The sequence below is a fragment of the Pseudomonas sp. G.S.17 genome, from assembly GCF_038096165.1.
GTDB lineage: Bacteria > Pseudomonadota > Gammaproteobacteria > Pseudomonadales > Pseudomonadaceae > Aquipseudomonas.
Map to the genome: position 1 here is coordinate 457163 of NZ_CP151076.1, position 17444 is coordinate 474606.

At 58.1% G+C, this 17444-nt stretch carries 14 protein-coding genes; 9 read left to right on the top strand and 5 right to left on the bottom strand.

From position 1 onward, the window contains the following. Positions 1-23 precede the first annotated feature (23 nt). Positions 24-869, bottom strand: a complete 846-nt coding sequence (locus AABC73_RS02150) for an alpha/beta hydrolase (RefSeq protein WP_341522261.1) — start codon at positions 867-869, stop codon at positions 24-26. Between the two features lie 133 nt (positions 870-1002). Here AABC73_RS02150 and AABC73_RS02155 point away from each other — a divergent pair, with 133 nt between their 5' ends. Beyond that, positions 1003-1890: a LysR family transcriptional regulator gene (locus AABC73_RS02155; RefSeq protein ID WP_341522262.1), complete on the top strand. Its 888-nt coding sequence runs from the start codon at positions 1003-1005 to the stop codon at positions 1888-1890. Positions 1891-1894: 4 nt separating this feature from the next. Here AABC73_RS02155 and AABC73_RS02160 read toward each other — a convergent pair whose 3' ends face one another. After that, positions 1895-2551, bottom strand: coding sequence for a TetR/AcrR family transcriptional regulator (locus AABC73_RS02160; protein ID WP_341522263.1), 657 nt, complete (start codon positions 2549-2551; stop codon positions 1895-1897). A 646-nt stretch (positions 2552-3197) separates the two neighbouring features. After that, complete coding sequence (locus AABC73_RS02165) at positions 3198-4574, bottom strand: glutamine synthetase family protein (RefSeq protein ID WP_020291769.1); 1377 nt, start codon at positions 4572-4574, stop codon at positions 3198-3200. A gap of 282 nt (positions 4575-4856) precedes the next feature. Here AABC73_RS02165 and AABC73_RS02170 point away from each other — a divergent pair, with 282 nt between their 5' ends. From AABC73_RS02170 to AABC73_RS02205, 8 genes are all read left to right on the top strand, one after another. Then, entirely contained in the window at positions 4857-5633 is a 777-nt protein-coding gene (locus AABC73_RS02170; protein ID WP_331149833.1) for a gamma-glutamyl-gamma-aminobutyrate hydrolase family protein, read from the top strand. A 64-nt stretch (positions 5634-5697) separates the two neighbouring features. Then, a complete protein-coding gene (locus tag AABC73_RS02175) occupies positions 5698-7056 on the top strand; it encodes a glutamine synthetase family protein (protein ID WP_341522264.1) in 1359 nt (452 codons plus the stop codon). Positions 7057-7194: 138 nt separating this feature from the next. Beyond that, positions 7195-8559 (top strand): aspartate aminotransferase family protein, encoded by a 1365-nt coding sequence (locus AABC73_RS02180; protein WP_341522265.1) that lies wholly within the window; start codon positions 7195-7197, stop codon positions 8557-8559. A 188-nt stretch (positions 8560-8747) separates the two neighbouring features. Beyond that, entirely contained in the window at positions 8748-9845 is a 1098-nt protein-coding gene (locus tag AABC73_RS02185; protein WP_341522266.1) for a polyamine ABC transporter substrate-binding protein, read from the top strand. Positions 9846-10063: 218 nt separating this feature from the next. Further along, positions 10064-11158 carry a polyamine ABC transporter substrate-binding protein gene (locus AABC73_RS02190; RefSeq protein WP_341522267.1) on the top strand — a complete coding sequence of 365 codons (1095 nt, stop codon included), beginning with the start codon at positions 10064-10066 and terminating at the stop codon, positions 11156-11158. 55 nt (positions 11159-11213) lie between these two features. Next, entirely contained in the window at positions 11214-12356 is a 1143-nt protein-coding gene (gene potA / locus AABC73_RS02195) for a polyamine ABC transporter ATP-binding protein (protein ID WP_341522268.1), read from the top strand. Beyond that, positions 12353-13273 carry an ABC transporter permease subunit gene (locus AABC73_RS02200; RefSeq protein WP_341522269.1) on the top strand — a complete coding sequence of 307 codons (921 nt, stop codon included), beginning with the start codon at positions 12353-12355 and terminating at the stop codon, positions 13271-13273. Before potA ends, AABC73_RS02200 begins: the two co-directional genes overlap by 4 nt. Continuing rightward, positions 13270-14154 carry an ABC transporter permease subunit gene (locus AABC73_RS02205; RefSeq protein WP_341522270.1) on the top strand — a complete coding sequence of 295 codons (885 nt, stop codon included), beginning with the start codon at positions 13270-13272 and terminating at the stop codon, positions 14152-14154. Before AABC73_RS02200 ends, AABC73_RS02205 begins: the two co-directional genes overlap by 4 nt. A gap of 101 nt (positions 14155-14255) precedes the next feature. Here AABC73_RS02205 and AABC73_RS02210 read toward each other — a convergent pair whose 3' ends face one another. Both AABC73_RS02210 and AABC73_RS02215 read right to left on the bottom strand, forming a co-directional pair. Continuing rightward, entirely contained in the window at positions 14256-16643 is a 2388-nt protein-coding gene (locus AABC73_RS02210; protein ID WP_341522271.1) for a penicillin acylase family protein, read from the bottom strand. A gap of 146 nt (positions 16644-16789) precedes the next feature. Further along, positions 16790-17374 carry a DUF6436 domain-containing protein gene (locus AABC73_RS02215; RefSeq protein WP_341522272.1) on the bottom strand — a complete coding sequence of 195 codons (585 nt, stop codon included), beginning with the start codon at positions 17372-17374 and terminating at the stop codon, positions 16790-16792. Positions 17375-17444: the final 70 nt, after the last annotated feature.

The window sequence follows — 17444 nt, forward strand, 5'->3', positions numbered from 1 at the left end:
GACCCTCCGGGGTTTTTTCGTTTTCAGGCCTGGCTGTGGATAAACGCAATGGCCTTGGCGGCAAATTCGTTCGGCGCGTCCTCCATCAGAAAATGCCCGGCACTTTCGAGGATATGTAAGGTTGAGCCGGGAATGTCGCTGTGCAGGCGATGAGCGTAAGTCACCGATTGCCATTCATCATTCGCTCCCCAGAGGATTTGCGTCGGGACGCGCAGTTCCGGCAGGCGTTCGGCATGGTCCTCGGTGTAGCGGGCGTTGTAGTGCGCCACCTGATTCTTGTAGAAGCTGACCTGACCGATCAGGCCGGTGATCGGCGCCAGATAATGCTCCAGCACCTCGCCTTGCATGACGCTCTTGTTGAAGACCGCCATGCTGAGTTGCCGGGTCATCAAGACCCGATGCTGTTCGGCGTCCGCTGCGGCGTAGTCGGCATGATGGTCGCGGATGTCGCGCCAGGTGATGGAAGGCCACGAGTCATAGCTGCAGATGTCGGCAATGGTCAGTGATCGCACGCGTTGCGGTGCTTCGATGGCGAGCCTGAGCGCGGTCGCGCCGCCGATGTCATGGGCGATGAGGTGCGCGTTAGGGAGGTCCCAATGATCCAGCAGCTGCTCCAGCAACAGGCGCTGCATTGCGATCGAAGTGTCCTGGTCCCGTGGGAATTCCGAGGCGCCGAAGCCGAGCAGGTCAAATAAATGCACCTTGAATCCTGCTTCTACAAGGAGCGGCGCGACATTACGCCAGATAAACGAATGGGCCGGTGTGCCGTGCAACAGCACGACTGGTAAACCTTCGCCATGAATGCCGGTTGCGATGCGTCGACCCTCGATGATGACGTGCTGGTTGAGCAGATTCGAAATAGCGTTCATGAGTCTGTCCTCTCAGGTGTGTTCGAACCTCAAGCCTATCCAAGGGCTTTCCATGACACCAATGACAACTTATGCTTGTTAAATTCGATTCTTGTCATAGTTGGCTACATAGAGAGCTGTCATGGAGGTGGTGATGAACCAGCGATTGCCAATCGATGTGTTGCGGGCGTTGCGCAGCATCGTTGAACTGGGAAGTGTCACGCGGGCGGCGGAAAGCCTGAATCTCAGTCAGTCAGCGGTCAGTTGGAAGATCAAACGCCTGGAGAAACAGCTGGGCCGCGATCTGATTCGCCGGGAGGGCCAACGCCTGGTGGCGACCAACGAAGGCGCTGAGCTGCTGATTCATGCGCGGCGCATTCTCAATTCCCACGATGAAGCGCTGGCGCTGTTTGCTCCGTCGACGCTGGAAGGCGTGGTTCGCTTGGGGGTCACCGAACAGGCATCACTGCCGCAACTCGCGCCGATTTTGGCCCGGTTCGCCAGGCAACACGGCAACGTCGATGTCCAGGTCGTGGTCGAGCAGAGTCAGGCCTTGCGTCAGTCCCTTGTGCAGGGCGATCTGGATCTGGCACTGCATCAGGATTTTTCCCACGCGTTGAGCGCCGAGGATCACCTGTTGTGGAGCGAGCGCCTGCACTGGTGTGTGCCGGCCGGATGGCAATACACGCCTGATGCCACGGTGTCGTTGGTGACTTATGGACCGGGATGTTTTTACGGCAGCCTGGCGCAAGACCGACTGCAAGCGGCGGGCATACGTTGCAAGGTGGCGGTGCAGTGCCCGTATTCGGATGGCGTGCTTTCGGCGATTTCGGCCGGCTTGGGCATCGGGATCGTGGCCGGGGGCAATATTGACCTGCGCGTCGAAACAGGTCGGGCGTTCCAGCGCAGCATGCCGCTGCCGGAAGTCGCCAACGTGTTGCGCTACAGCCAGCGCAAGCACGATCCGATCCTCCAGGCATTGCAGCAGATGTTGGCGCAGGCGTTGACGCGAACCCCTGAAGTCGCAGGGGTGCAAGGCTGACGCTTTAATCCGTCGAAAGCGCTGTTTTCGACAGCTCTCTGCGCGCAAGGAAGGGCGGCAGATACAAACCCAGATACGCATCAAACACGCGCATGCCTTCTTCGGCCATGCGCGGTGTGATCTCGTCGTGCAGTTGCATCGACCGTGCGTAAACCCGGTCGCCCAGTTCCATCGCCAGGGCAAACACATCAACGTCGTCGGGCAGGACTGGCAACTGGAAGTGGCGATTGAAGACTTCCAGCATCAGGTGACCCAGTTCGATGTCGTGCTGGCGGTCGGCCTGGTTGATTTCTGTAAGGCCGTGCTGGGCGAGGATCAGTTGGCGAGCGGCGGCGTCAGCGTTGTAGATGTCCAGCATACGCATTTCGACCAGTCGGGAAAGATCGCGCCAGCTGCTCAGTTGTGCATGTTCGATAGGCGCTTGCAGGCAGGCGCGAAAGGCGGCGTGGATATCGGCAGTCAGCGCTTCAAGCAGGGCCGGGACGCTGGCGAAGAAGTGATAAACCGACGACGGCGGAATCTGCGCCCGTTCGGCGACGCTGTAGATCGACAGACTTGCCACACCTTCAGTCGCCAGCAGCTCGCGTGCGGCATCAAGGATCGAATCGATCCGGGCCTGACTGCGTGCACGAGGTTTGCGGGCGGTAGCGGGGCGGGTCATGAAGTGGTCTCTTGGGCGGGGCAGCGGGGATTGTAACTAATTATGGGCGCAGTAGGACCGGCTTCAGCCGGGAGAGGGCCGGTACATTCGCTGCATCTCCTTGATCAGAAAAAATGCCCTCCCGGCTAAAGCCAGTCCTACGGGATCATTGCCAGGCTCACATGCAGATAACAAAAAACGCCGCCAAACCTCACGGTCCAGCGGCGTTTTTTATTCTTCACACCTGATTAAACGGTATGCAGATACTAATTATGGTCGCAGTAGGACCGGCTTCAGCCGGGAGAGGGCCGGTACATTCGCTGCATCTCCTTGATCAGAAAAAATGCCCTCCCGGCTAAAGCCAGTCCTACGGGATCATTGCCAGGCTCACATGCAGATAACAAAAAACGCCGCCAAACCTCACGGTCCAGCGGCGTTTTTTATTCTTCACACCTGATTAAACGGTATGCAGATACTAATTATGGGCGCAGTAGGACCGGCTTCAGCCGGGAGAGGGGCCAGTACATTCGCTGCATTTCCTTGATCAGAAAAAATGCTCTCCCGGCTAAAGCCAGTCCTACGGGATCATTGCCAGGCTCACATGCAGATAACAAAAAACGCCGCCAAACCTCACGGTCCAGCGGCGTTTTTTATTCTTCACACCTGATTAAACGGTATGCAGATACCAGTTGTATTCAAGGTCGGAGATGGAGTGTTCGAACTCTTCCAGCTCGCTTTCCTTGCAGGCGACAAAAATATCGATGTATTTCGGGTCGATATAGCGCGCCATGATTTCACTGTCGTCCAGCTCGCGCAGGGCATCGCGCAGGTTGTTCGGCAGGCTTTGTTCGTTCTGCTCGTAGGAGTTGCCTTCGACGGGCGGCGGCGGTTCGATCTTGTTGGTCAAGCCGTGATGCACACCTGCCAGGACCGAAGCCATCAGCAAGTACGGGTTGGCATCGGCACCGGCAACCCGGTGTTCCAGACGCACTGCATCGGCAGAACCGGTCGGCACGCGCAAGGCGACAGTCCGGTTGTCCAGACCCCAGCTTGGCGAATTCGGTACGTAGAACTGAGCACCGAACCGGCGGTATGAGTTGACGTTCGGGCAAAGGAACGCCATCTGCGCCGGTAGGGTCTCGAGCACACCGCCGATCGCATGACGTAATGCGGCGTTCTGCTCGGGATCCTCGCTGGTGAAGATGTTCTTGCCATCGCGATCCAGGATCGAGATGTGGACGTGAAGACCATTGCCTGCCTGACCCGGATAGGGCTTGGCCATGAAGGTCGTGTCCATTTCGTGGTCGTAGGCGATGTTCTTGATCAGTCGCTTGAGCAGTACTGCGTAATCGCAGGCCTTGATCGGGTCGGCGACGTGATGCAGGTTCACTTCGAACTGAGCCGGGGCGCTTTCTTTCACGATGGCGTCAGCCGGAATGCCTTGTTCTTTCGCGCCTTCCAGAATGTCCTGGAGGCAATCGACGTATTCGTCGAGGTCGTCGATCAGGTAGACCTGTGTCGAGTGCGGGCGTTTGCCGGAGATCGGCGAGCGTGGCGGTTGTGGGCGGCCATTCACGTTCTCCTGATCGATCAGGTAGAACTCCAGTTCGAAGGCGGCGCAGATCGTCAGGCCCATGTCATCGAACTTGCTGACCACTTGACGCAGGACTTCACGCGGGTCGGCGAAGAAGGGTTCACCTTCGATTTCGTGCATGGTCATCAACAGTTGCGCAGTAGGGCGCTTCTGCCAGGGCTCATTGCACAGGGTGTCAGGGATTGGATAACAGATTCGGTCAGCATCACCGATGTCCAGACCCAGGCCGGTGCTTTCCACCGTCGAGCCATTGATATCCAGGGCAAATAAAGAGGCAGGCAGATTGATGCCCTTCTCGTAAACCTTATGGAGGCTGGTGCGTTCTATGCGCTTGCCGCGCACCACACCATTCATATCTGCAATCAGAAGGTCAACGTACAGAACCTCAGGATGTTCCTTAAGGAACGCGTTCGCTTCGTTAAGCTGAACGGCACGCGGGGGTACCGACATGATGCAACACCTTTGTTGTTAAAAATATCAATCATCGAGCCTTACGGGATTCAGTCAATCCGAAAGCCATGATTAAGTCAATAGAGCCTTCTTTTGCCCTAAAAGGGCGCCGAAAAGCCGTTTTTGCCGCAATTGGGGGCAAGTATTGGACGCTGGAAGGGCCCGGTACGTCAGGCTTTGGCGGGCAGTGTTCAATTTTTTACCGCACAGTTGTGGAAAAAAATGAACAAGGCTAAGCTCGATTGCAACCCATAACAGCGACAACAACAACACGGGGGTCCTATGTCTCGCCTGCCACTGATCGGCGTCACCGCCTGCAACAAGCAGATCGGTCACCATGCCTATCACATCAGCGGCGACAAATATGTCCGTGCGGTAGCCGTGGCGGCCAAAGGCCTGCCCCTGATTCTGCCTGCGCTCGGACCCTTGCTTGATCCCGCCGAAATTCTCGCCAGCCTTGATGGACTGCTGTTCACCGGCTCGCCTTCCAATGTCGAACCCTGGCACTACAGTGGTCCTGCCAGCGCTCCGGGTACGGAGCACGATCCTGATCGCGACAGCACCACCTTACCGCTTATTCGTGCCGCCGTGGCAGCTGGTGTTCCTGTTTTGGGCATTTGCCGCGGATTTCAGGAGATGAATGTGGCCTTCGGCGGCAGTCTGCATCAGCGTGTTCACGAAACCGGAACCTTCATGGACCATCGTGAACCGGACAACGAACCTGTCGAAGTGCAGTACGCGCCGAGCCACGCAATGCATGTTCAACCAGGCGGCGTATTGGCCGGGCTTGGGTTGTCCAGCGAGATCCAGGTCAATTCCATTCACGGGCAAGGCATTGAGCGTCTGGCGCCGGGCTTGCGCGTGGAGGCAACGGCGCCGGACGGCCTGATTGAAGCCATTTCGGTTGAAGGCAGCGAAGGATTCGCGCTGGGTGTGCAATGGCATCCCGAGTGGCAGGTGACTTCCAATCCGGATTATCTGGCGATCTTTCAGGCGTTTGGCGATGCCTGTCGAAAACGAGCGATTGAACGCGACGCCGATGCGTCACACAACTCCTGATCCTTGATCGGGACCAAGCGGGTCTGTTGAGCCTCAGCAGACGCTTTATAAACCTGAGGTATTTATGAGTACCAACCTCGACCAGCTCACCGATTGGTTGAAAGAACACAAGATCACCGAAGTCGAATGCATGATTGCCGACCTTACCGGGATCACTCGCGGCAAAATCTCACCCACCAACAAATTCATTGCCGAGAAGGGCATGCGCTTGCCGGAGAGCGTATTGCTGCAGACCGTCACGGGTGATTACGTCGACGACGACATTTATTACGAACTGCTCGACCCTGCCGACATCGACATGCTCTGTCGTCCTGACCAGAACGCGGTGTATCTGGTCCCCTGGGCAATCGAGCCCACGGCGCAGGTGATTCACGACACCTACGACAAGCAGGGCAACCCCATCGAGCTGTCGCCGCGCAACGTCTTGAAGAAAGTCCTCAAGCTGTATGCCGATCGAGGCTGGCAGCCGATTGTCGCGCCGGAGATGGAGTTTTACCTGACCAAGCGCAGCGACGACCCGGATTACCCGTTGCAGCCGCCGATTGGTCGCTCCGGTCGCCCGGAAACCGGTCGCCAGTCGTTTTCGATTGAAGCAGCCAACGAGTTCGACCCGCTGTTCGAAGACGTGTACGACTGGTGCGAGCTGCAAAACCTCGATCTGGACACCTTGATTCACGAGGACGGCACCGCGCAGATGGAAATCAACTTCCGTCACGGTGATGCCTTGTCCCTGGCCGACCAGATTCTGGTGTTCAAACGCACCATGCGCGAAGCCGCGCTCAAGCATGATGTGGCCGCCACGTTCATGGCCAAGCCGATGACCGGCGAGCCAGGCAGCGCCATGCATTTGCACCAGAGCATCATCGACATCAAGACCGGCAAGAACATCTTCTCCAACGAAGACGGGACCATGAGCGAGCTGTTCCTGCATCACGTGGGCGGTCTGCAGAAATTCATTCCCGAGCTCTTGCCGCTGTTCGCCCCCAACGTCAATTCATTCCGCCGCTTCCTGCCCGACACCTCGGCGCCGGTCAACGTCGAATGGGGCGAAGAAAACCGCACCGTGGGCCTGCGCGTGCCGGATGCCGGTCCGCAGAACCGTCGCGTGGAAAACCGCTTGCCTGGCGCCGATGCCAACCCTTATCTGGCGATTGCTGCCAGCCTGCTGTGTGGGTTCATTGGCATGGTCGAAGGGCACAATCCAAGCGCGCCGGTGGTCGGGCGTGGTTACGAACGGCGCAACCTGCGTTTGCCGTTGACCATCGAGGACGCGCTGGAGCGGATGGAAAACAGCAAGACCATCGAGAAATACCTCGGCAAGAAATTCATCGTCGGCTACGTTGCCGTCAAACGTGCCGAACACGAAAACTTCAAGCGCGTGATCAGTTCGTGGGAGCGGGAATTCCTGCTCTTCGCCGTCTGATGCGAGACACGACCTGTTGGAGCGAGGCTTGCCCGCGAAGAACGATAACGCGTTATGCCTGATGCATCGCGTCGTCGGATTCGCGGGCAAGTCGGATCGCCGCCCGCTCGCTCCAACAAATTTGATATGGAGTTATGTATGAGTTCAAACAACCCGCAAACCCGCGAATGGCAGGCCTTGAGCAGCGAGCATCACCTGGCCCCGTTCAGCGACTACAAACAGCTTAAAGAAGTCGGCCCGCGCATCATCACCCGCGCCAACGGGGTTTATCTCTGGGACAGCGAGGGTCACAAGATTCTCGACGGCATGTCCGGCCTGTGGTGCGTGGCCATCGGCTATGGCCGCGATGAGCTGGCCGAAGCCGCCGCCAAACAGATGCGCGAGCTGCCTTATTACAACCTGTTCTTCATGACCGCCCACCCGCCGGTGCTGGAGTTGGCCAAGGTCATCTCGCAAATTGCCCCGCAAGGCATGAACCACGTGTTCTTCACCGGTTCAGGCTCGGAAGGCAATGACACCATGCTGCGCATGGTTCGCCACTATTGGGCGATCAAGGGCCAGCCGAACAAGAAAACCATTATCAGTCGGGTCAACGGCTATCACGGCTCGACCGTGGCTGGCGCCAGCCTGGGCGGCATGACTTTTATGCACGAGCAGGGCGACCTGCCGATTCCGGGCATCGTGCACATTCCGCAGCCGTACTGGTTCGGCGAGGGTGGCGACATGAGCCCCGACGAGTTCGGTGTCTGGGCCGCCGAGCAGCTGGAAAAGAAAATCCTCGAACTGGGCGTAGATAACGTTGGTGCTTTTATTGCCGAGCCGATCCAGGGTGCCGGTGGCGTGATCGTACCGCCTGCGACCTACTGGCCGAAGATCAAGGAGATCCTCGCCAGGTACGACATTCTGTTTGTCGCCGATGAAGTGATCTGTGGTTTCGGGCGGACCGGCGAATGGTTCGGCAGTGATTTCTATGACCTCAAGCCGGACATGATGACCATCGCCAAAGGCCTGACCTCGGGTTACATCCCCATGGGCGGCCTGATTGTGCGTGATGAAATCGTCAAGGTGCTCAACGAGGGCGGCGACTTCAATCATGGCTTCACTTATTCCGGGCACCCGGTTGCGGCAGCGGTGGCGCTGGAGAACATTCGCATTCTGCGCGACGAGAAGATCGTCGAGCGAGTGAAAGCGGAAACGGCACCGTATTTGCAAAAGCGTTTACGTGAGCTCAACGACCATCCGCTGGTAGGTGAAGTCCGGGGCGTGGGCCTGTTGGGGGCCATCGAGCTGGTCAAGAACAAGACGACTCGCGAGCGTTACACCGGCAGGGGCGCAGGCATGATTTGCCGAACCTTCTGCTTCGACAATGGCCTGATCATGCGGGCAGTTGGCGATACCATGATCATTGCGCCACCGCTGGTGATCAGTTTTGCGGAAATTGATGAGTTGATCGACAAAGCTCGCAAGTGTCTTGATCTGACATTGGCGAAGTTGCAGAGCTAGGCTTTGATAACTCCGTAGGACCGGCTTTAGCCGGGAGGGCGATATATCTGATGACGGAGATATTTCGGCTGTACCGGCCCCCTCCCGGCTGAAGCCGCTCCTACGGGATGAGCGTCCGCTTGAAACATCGGTCAGGCAATTGCCAAACTATGGCTAGAAGCCGCTACCTAACAACATTGGAGCTATACATGAAAAAATTTGGCAAGACCCTCCTGGCACTGTCCCTGATGGGCGTTGTGGCCGCCGCCGCTCAGGCTGATGACAAAGTGCTACACGTGTACAACTGGTCCGATTACATCGCGCCGGACACCATTTCCAAATTCGAAGCAGAGTCGGGCATCAAAGTCGTCTACGACGTGTTCGACAGCAACGAAACCCTCGAAGCCAAGCTGCTGGCCGGTAAATCCGGTTACGACATCGTCGTGCCGTCGAACAACTTCCTCGCCAAGCAGATCAAGGCCGGCGTTTATCAGGAGCTGGACAAGTCCAAGCTCCCTAACTACAAAAACCTGAATACCGCGCTGCTCAAGGCCGTATCGGTCAGCGACCCGGACAACAAACACGCTTTCCCGTACATGTGGGGCTCGATAGGCATCGGCTTCAACCCGGACAAGGTCAAGGCTGCGTTGGGTGCCGATGCGCCGACCAACTCCTGGGACTTGCTGTTCAAGCCTGAGAACGCTGCCAAGCTGAAATCCTGTGGCATCAGCTTCCTCGATTCGCCAACCGAAATGCTGCCGATTGCCCTGCATTACCTGGGTTATCCAACCGACTCCCAGGACAAGAAGCAGCTAGCCGAAGCCGAAGCGCTGTTCCTGAAAGTTCGTCCATCGATTGGTTACTTCCATTCCTCCAAGTACATCTCCGACCTGGCCAACGGCAACATCTGCGTAGCGGTCGGTTATTCGGGCGACGTTTACCAGGCCAAATCCCGGGCTGAAGAAGCCGGTGGCAAGGTCAAGGTCAGCTACAACATTCCTAAAGAAGGTGCTGGCAGCTTCTACGACATGGTCGCCATTCCCAAGGATGCCGAAAACGTCGAAGGCGCCTACAAGTTCATGAACTTCCTGATGAAGCCGGAAATCATGGCCGAAATCACCAACGAAGTGCATTTCCCGAACGGCAACGAAGCGTCGACCCCATTGGTCAACAAAGACATCACCAGCGACCCGGGCGTTTACCCGCCAGCTGATGTGTTGGCGAAACTGTACGCCATCGCCGATTTGCCAGCAGCGACCCAGCGGATCATGACCCGTAGCTGGACCAAGATTAAATCGGGTAAGTAAGTTTGCTCGATTGAATTGCGTAGGACCGGATTTATCCGGGAGGGCGTCCTTAAGGCTGACATGAAATCTCGTGTCTTTCCCGACATCCTCGCGGATAAATCCGCTCCTACGCTTGAGTGTGTAGGCACGAATTGATTCGCTCCTGCATTATTCTGTCCCCACACAGTCCAGCTCAGCGACACGGGCACCAGACCCCATACAGAAAAAGGATTGTTCACGTGTCTATTTCCTTATTTGCCAAATCCATGCTCGCCGCTGCGACGCTGACCCTCACGGTCGGCGCTCAGGCAGAATCCGTCGTGCATATTTATAACTGGTCCGATTACATCGGCACGACAACGTTGGCGGACTTCGAAACCACCAGCAATATCAAGCCGATGTACGATGTATTCGACTCCAACGAAACCCTGGAAGCCAAGTTGCTGGCCGGGCGCACCGGCTACGACGTGGTGGTGCCGTCCAATCACTTCCTCGGCAAACAGATCAAGGCCGGCGCTTTCCAGAAACTGGATAAAGCCCAGCTGAGCAACTATCAGAATCTCGATCCGGCGCTGCTCAAGCGTCTGGAAAAAAACGACCCCGGCAATCAATACGCCGTGCCCTATCTGTGGGGCACCAACGGCATCGGTTACAACGTCGACAAGGTCAAAGCTGTGCTGGGTGTCGACAAGATCGACTCCTGGGCGATGCTGTTTGAGCCGGAGAACATCAAAAAGCTGTCGAGTTGCGGCGTGGCCTTCCTCGATTCCGCCGATGAAATGCTCCCGGCGGTGCTCAATTACATGGGCCTGAACCCCAACAGCACCAACGAAGCCGACTACAAAAAGGCCGAAACCAAGCTGATGGCGGTACGTCCTTATGTCACTTACTTCCATTCCTCCAAGTACATTACCGACCTGGCCAACGGCGATATTTGCGTAGCTGCCGGTTTCTCCGGCGATGTGTTCCAGGCCAAGGCCCGTGCGGCCGAAGCAGGCAAGGGCGTGAACATTGCCTACGCTGTGCCTAAAGAAGGCGGCAACCTGTGGTTCGACATGCTGGCGATTCCGGCGGACGCCAAGAACGTCAAGGAAGCTCACGCCTTCATCAATTACCTGCTCAAGCCTGAGGTAATCGCCAAGGTCAGCGATCAGGTCGGTTATGCCAACCCGAACCCGAAATCCAGTGAGTTCATGGATCAGGATATTCGCAACGACGAGGCGGTTTACCCCTCGCAGGAAGTGCTGGACCGGTTGTTCGTGAACAGCGAGTTGCCACCCAAGGTGCAACGTCTGATGACCCGCAGCTGGACCAAGGTCAAGTCGGGCAAATAAAAATCCAGCGCCCGGCTGCATTGGTCGGGCTGCGAATCTGTTGGGAGTTTCACCCATGGCAGTTGCCTCCGGCGCCTACAAGAAATCACTCGAAGGCGGTCAGCAACCAAAGCAGGTGCTGGTCAAGATCGATCGGGTCACGAAGAAATTCGACGAGACGATTGCGGTGGACGATGTGTCCCTGCAAATCAACAAGGGTGAGATTTTCGCCTTGCTGGGCGGTTCGGGTTCGGGCAAGTCCACGCTGTTGCGCATGCTGGCGGGTTTCGAACGACCTACCGAAGGCCGGATTTACCTGGATGGCGTCGACATTACCGACATGCCGCCGTACGAACGTCCGATCAACATGATGTTCCAGTCCTACGCGTTGTTTCCGCACATGACCGTCGAGCAGAACATCGCCTTCGGCTTGCAGCAGGACAAACTGCCGAAAGCTGAAGTAACGGCTCGCGTCGAAGAAATGCTCAAGCTGGTGCAGATGACCCAGTACGCGCGTCGCAAGCCGCATCAATTGTCCGGCGGTCAACGGCAGCGGGTCGCGCTGGCGCGTTCCCTGGCCAAGAAGCCGAAGTTGCTGCTGCTCGACGAACCCATGGGCGCGCTGGACAAGAAACTGCGCTCGCAGATGCAACTGGAACTGGTGGAAATCATCGAGCGGGTCGGCGTGACCTGCGTGATGGTGACCCACGATCAGGAAGAGGCCATGACCATGGCCGAACGTATCGCGATCATGCACCTGGGCTGGATCGCGCAGATCGGCAGCCCCATCGACATCTACGAAACCCCGACCAGCCGTCTGGTCTGTGAATTCATCGGCAACGTCAATCTGTTCGAAGGCGAGGTCATCGACGACGCCGAAGGCCACGCGTTGATCAGCAGCCCGGAGCTGGAGCGCAGCATCTACGTCGGCCACGGCGTTACCACCTCGGTGGAAGACAAGCGCATCACCTACGCGCTGCGTCCGGAAAAACTGCTGGTCACCACCGAGCAACCGACCTTCGAGTACAACTGGTCCCGGGGCAAGGTTCACGACATCGCGTATCTGGGCGGCCACTCGGTGTTCTACGTGCAACTGCCGTGCGGCAAGCTGGTGCAATCGTTCGTCGCCAACGCCGAGCGTCAGGGCACGCGGCCTACCTGGGGCGATGAAGTCTTCGTCTGGTGGGAAGACGACAGCGGCGTGGTATTGCGCTCATGAAAATCCGAAAAATAAAAAGAGCACTCAATCGAATAACGCCCGGTGGCCGGCAGTTGGTGATCGGCGCGCCGTTCCTCTGGCTGTTCCTGTTCTTCGCCTTGCCATTCATCATCGTCATCAAGATCAGCTTCGCTGAAGCTGACGTCGCAATCCCGCCGTATACCGAGATTTTCAGTTACGCCGAGCAGAAGTTCGAAGTGATCCTCAACTTCGCCAACTACGCGCTGCTGACCGGCGACGATCTGTACATTTCGGCGTATCTAGGCTCGCTGAAAATGGCGTTCTTCAGCACGCTGCTGTGCCTGCTGATCGGCTTTCCCATGGCCTATGGCATTGCCACGGCACGCAAGGAAATGCAGACCGTCCTGCTACTGCTGATCATGATGCCAACCTGGACCGCGATCCTGATCCGGGTTTATGCGTGGATGGGCATCCTCAGCAACAACGGCCTGCTCAATGCGTTCCTGATGTGGCTGGGCCTGATCGACGAGCCTTTGCAGATCCTCAATACCAACCTCGCGGTCTATATCGGCGTGGTGTATTCGTATCTGCCGTTCATGATTCTGCCGCTGTACGCCAACCTCGTGAAACATGATCCGAGCCTGCTGGAAGCCGCGTCGGACCTGGGGTCGAGCACCTTCAACAGCTTCTGGAAAATCACCGTGCCGCTGTCCAAGAACGGGGTTATCGCCGGCTGCATGCTGGTGTTCATTCCGGTGGTGGGCGAGTTCGTCATCCCTGAGCTTCTCGGCGGCCCGGAAACCCTGATGATTGGCCGCGTACTGTGGCAAGAGTTCTTCAACAACCGCGACTGGCCGGTGGCGTCCGCGCTGGCGGTGGTCATGCTGTTGATCCTGATCGTGCCGATCATTCTGTTCAACCGCAGTCAGGCCAAAGAGCTGGAGGGCAAGGCATGAGAAGCTTTCGATTCTCGAACATGATGCTGGTCCTCGGCCTGCTGTTCATCTATGCGCCGATGGTGATTCTGGTCATCTATTCGTTCAACGCTTCCAAGCTGGTGACGGTGTGGGGCGGCTGGTCGGTGAAGTGGTACGTCGGCCTGCTGGATAACACGCAACTGATGGGTTCGGTGATGCGCTCGCTGGAAATCGCCTGCTACACAGCGATTGCAGCGGTTGCGCTGGGGACCATGGCAGCGTTCGTGCTGACGCGCATCACCCGCTTCAAGGGCCGCACGTTCTTCGGCGGCCTGGTCACTGCGCCATTGGTGATGCCGGAAGTGATCACCGGTCTGTCATTGCTGCTGCTGTTCGTGGCCATGGCGCAATTGATCGGCTGGCCGCAGGAGCGCGGCATCGTCACGATCTGGATCGCTCACACCACGTTCTGCGCGGCGTATGTCGCGGTGGTGGTATCGGCGCGTTTGCGTGAGCTGGACCTGTCCATCGAAGAGGCGGCAATGGATCTCGGCGCGCGGCCTTGGAAGGTCTTCTTCCTGATCACCATCCCGATGATCGCGCCGTCGCTGGCCGCGGGGGCGATGATGTCATTCGCCTTGTCGCTGGACGATCTGGTGCTGGCGAGCTTTGTTTCCGGTCCCGGCTCGACGACCTTGCCAATGGAAGTCTTCTCCGCCGTGCGTCTGGGTGTGAAGCCGGAAATCAACGCCGTGGCGAGCCTGATCCTGCTGGCGGTTTCCATGGCAACTTTCCTGGTCTGGTTCTTCAGCCGCCGCGCGGAAAACCTGCGTAAGAAAGCCATCCAGCAAGCCATCGAGGAAAGCGCCGCCGATACCTACAAACAACCCGATCCACGCCGGGCGGCTGCGCCGGTTTGATTTAAGTCCTGTTGGAGCGAGGCTTGCCCGCGAAACGTCAGGTCAGTCAATGAAATATTGATGATAGAACGATTCGCGGGCAAGCCTCGCTCCAACGGCGCTTAGAGATTCGGCACCAACCGCAACGTCCCTTCGGTATGCCCCGCAACATCTCCTCCGCTCAAATATTGCTGCACATAGCCGCCATTGATGTAGGCGTGTGCCTGATCCGAATAATGCTTGTCGAACGGTACGCCGCTTTGCCCGACCGGGTTGATACCCACGCTATGCGCCGGGTCGGCGAAGTCGATGATGCGCCGGGTCGATGGCCCGTAAGTCACCGGCCATGGCGCGGGGCCGATGCGCGCGGACAGGTTGTCAGGCACTTCATGAGTGCCGGGCGCAGCGAATGGCCCGACATTCAGCAATTGCCCCAATAACGGCTGCGAACCCAGCGGATGGGCATGCGTCAGGGTGTGCGCCTTGCCCCACAGCCATTCATCCGCGTTCACGCCATAAGTGGATTTCAGGTGTGAAACGCTGGCGTGCCAGGCGACTTTCACGGTGTTGGCGCGGCTATCCGGCGTTGGGGAACTGCGATTGTTCCACCATGGCGAACTGGCGTCAGCGGCTACACGAGGCAAAGCGGCGTCGATGACCCGCGTCGAGAGCAAGGTTTCGAACAGCCCATCGCCCAGTTCGTCATGAAAGGTTTCTTCGGTGAGATCAAACAGGAACTGGTTGAACAGCGTCGCGCCGACCGAATCCAGCGAATAGTCGCCTTTCCAGCTGGCCAGCCGTTCTACCAGAGCCTCTTCTTCCGGGTCGCTGATGACGCTGCGCAATACTGGAATCAATGGCGTGAGAATGCGCGAGGCGTACTCGGTCTGCGTGCCCAATTGCAGCTTCTTGCTGCTGTCCACATCCCACTTCACCGCCGAATCGCTCAACTGTCGATTGAGCTGCTGGCCACGGTCCGCGAGGTTGTAGTAGCCGGGGATCGACATACCCGTCGGCGAAGTCGGCTGGAAGTTGGCGGACACGATGTAGCCGCGCGCCGGGTTCTCTTCCTGCGGGTTGGCGCTGAACGGGTAAAAGCCCGGTTTGTCGCCCTGCTCAGTGCTGCCATCCAGAATGTAGTTGGGGTTGACGCCTTCCGGGCGAATCGGCAATTGCGCCGCCGCCCACCAACCGATATCGCCCTTGGCGTTGGCCCAGACGATGTTCAGCCCCGGCGACTGGATCTTCTCGGCAGCGGCACGCATTTTTTCCAGGGTGTCGGCGCGATTGGCTTCATAAAAGCCTTCAAGGATCGGGTTCTCCGATTCAAGGAATGACCACCACATGGCAATCGGCGTCTTGCCCGCCGTCGCCCCCAGCACGTCATTGACGATGGGGCCGTGGGGCGAGCTGCGCAGAGTGATCGTCACCGGCTGTTCGCCCTTGACCGCAATCTGCTGCTGACTGCTGGTCATCTCGACCCATTGACCGTGGTACCAGACTTGATTGGGCTTTTCGGGATTGGTCTTTTCGGCGATCAAATCCAGATCGTCGTTCTGGAACATGGTCAGGCTCCAGCCGAAATCCATGTTGTTGCCCAGCGATGCGAACGGGTTGAGCGCCTGATGATGGCCGTACAACTCAAAACCCGGCGCAGAGAGCTGCGCCTCGTACCACACCGCCGGCACGGAAAAGCGAATATGCGGATCGCCCGCCAAGATCGGCTTGCCGCTTTGCGTGCGACTGCCGGAAACCGCCCAGGCATTGCTGCCTTCGAATTGCGGCAGGCCGGCCTGTTCCAGCGCCTGATTGCTGAGGAACGCCAATTGGTTGAGGGACTTCCAGTCGCTGGCAGCAAGGGCCGGTGCCTGACCGAGTGCGCCTTGCGGCTGCCAGTCGAGGTCGAAGGCTTTCAGATAATCCGCGCCAAGCTGGTCGCGCACGTAAGTCAGCAAGGGTTCGGTACGAAACGCCGCCGCGAAGCTGTAGGCCATATAACCGCCGACGCTCAGCGTGTCTTCAGCCGTGAACGGTCGCTTGGGAATTCCGAGTAAATCGAATTCCAGCGGTTTGGCGTGGCCGTCCTGATATTGATTGATGCCGTCCAGATAGGCTTGCAAGGCTTTCCAGGCGGGCGTGTTCTGGTCGTGGCGCGCGACATATTCATCGGCATGCTCGCGGATGCGCAGGCTGCGGAACAGTTTGTCGGTGTCCACCAGTTTCGGCCCAAGCACCTCGGCCAGTTCGCCACGGGCCAGGCGGCGCATCATTTCCATCTGGAACAGGCGGTCCTGGGCATGCACATAACCCAGGGCGCGATACAGATCGGCCTCATTTTCGGCGCGGATATGCGGCACACCGCGCTCGTCATAACGCACGCTGACCGGCGCTTGCAGATGGGCGAGCACAATTTCGCCGTCGCGCACCGGCTGCTTGAGATGGATAAACCAGGCACCGCCGCCTGCAACGATGGCAATGATCAACACAAGGATAGTCAGGCTGCGTTTCATCCAGCTTCTCTATGAATAATTGGGCGGGCGCGAACTTGGTGGGAGCAAGCTTGCTTGCGAAGACCGTATGTCAGACAACAGAAATGTGCCTAATGTACTGGTCTCTTCGCGAGCAAGCTCGCTCCCACACAGTCTGCACAGGTTTTTTATGGCAACCACGGGCAATAACACCCAACCGCCATGGTGTGCGTGGCATCCACCGGGCGCCCGGAGCTCAGGGCTTGCAGGATCGGCTCGATAAAACTGTTGCTGGAATTGCAGGTCAGCCCTTCGCTGTACGGCCCGAAATACGCGAGTTTGCCGTCCCGATCCCAGATGGCAACCGCCGGGCTGGCGGTGATTTGCTCGGCGCCGGGCAGGGTACTCAATGGCTTGATGGCGCTCAGGGTTTCCGGCAACTGGCCATGGCTGCCGGGTTTCTGCACTGAATAGAAATCCACGCCACTGCTGCCAACAACGTCGCCACCAAAGCGCTCGATCAATTCCCCGAGATGCTGCTGATTGCCGACGTTGCACGGGCATGCCGGGTCCCAGAAATGCACCAGCCGGATGCGCCCCGGCCCGGCCAGTTCGGCGGGCAGGCGTAATGCGTCGCCGGCGAACAGCGCGGTCTGATCGCTGAAGGGGCGCAAGTAGCGTCCCTGAAACCAGTCGTACGCCGCCCACAGCCCGGCTACGCAAACCAGCGCGAGCAGCCAGCTGAACAACGTGTTGCGGCGGATAAGTTTCATGTCAGACGCTTCTGTTTGAGGTGGCGTAGCTTGCCACGCCAAGGGATACAGATGAATATCGGTGCAGCGC

Coding starts and splice junctions, on each gene's coding strand:
- AABC73_RS02200 (WP_341522269.1), top strand. CDS start 12,353: ATGAAAATCCGAAAAATAAAAAGAGCACTCAATCGAATAACGCCCGGT.
- AABC73_RS02205 (WP_341522270.1), top strand. CDS start 13,270: ATGAGAAGCTTTCGATTCTCGAACATGATGCTGGTCCTCGGCCTGCTG.
- potA (WP_341522268.1), top strand. CDS start 11,214: ATGGCAGTTGCCTCCGGCGCCTACAAGAAATCACTCGAAGGCGGTCAG.
- AABC73_RS02155 (WP_341522262.1), top strand. CDS start 1,003: ATGAACCAGCGATTGCCAATCGATGTGTTGCGGGCGTTGCGCAGCATC.
- AABC73_RS02185 (WP_341522266.1), top strand. CDS start 8,748: ATGAAAAAATTTGGCAAGACCCTCCTGGCACTGTCCCTGATGGGCGTT.
- AABC73_RS02150 (WP_341522261.1), bottom strand. CDS start 869: ATGAACGCTATTTCGAATCTGCTCAACCAGCACGTCATCATCGAGGGT.
- AABC73_RS02165 (WP_020291769.1), bottom strand. CDS start 4,574: ATGTCGGTACCCCCGCGTGCCGTTCAGCTTAACGAAGCGAACGCGTTC.
- AABC73_RS02175 (WP_341522264.1), top strand. CDS start 5,698: ATGAGTACCAACCTCGACCAGCTCACCGATTGGTTGAAAGAACACAAG.
- AABC73_RS02170 (WP_331149833.1), top strand. CDS start 4,857: ATGTCTCGCCTGCCACTGATCGGCGTCACCGCCTGCAACAAGCAGATC.
- AABC73_RS02215 (WP_341522272.1), bottom strand. CDS start 17,374: ATGAAACTTATCCGCCGCAACACGTTGTTCAGCTGGCTGCTCGCGCTG.
- AABC73_RS02160 (WP_341522263.1), bottom strand. CDS start 2,551: ATGACCCGCCCCGCTACCGCCCGCAAACCTCGTGCACGCAGTCAGGCC.
- AABC73_RS02210 (WP_341522271.1), bottom strand. CDS start 16,643: ATGAAACGCAGCCTGACTATCCTTGTGTTGATCATTGCCATCGTTGCA.
- AABC73_RS02180 (WP_341522265.1), top strand. CDS start 7,195: ATGAGTTCAAACAACCCGCAAACCCGCGAATGGCAGGCCTTGAGCAGC.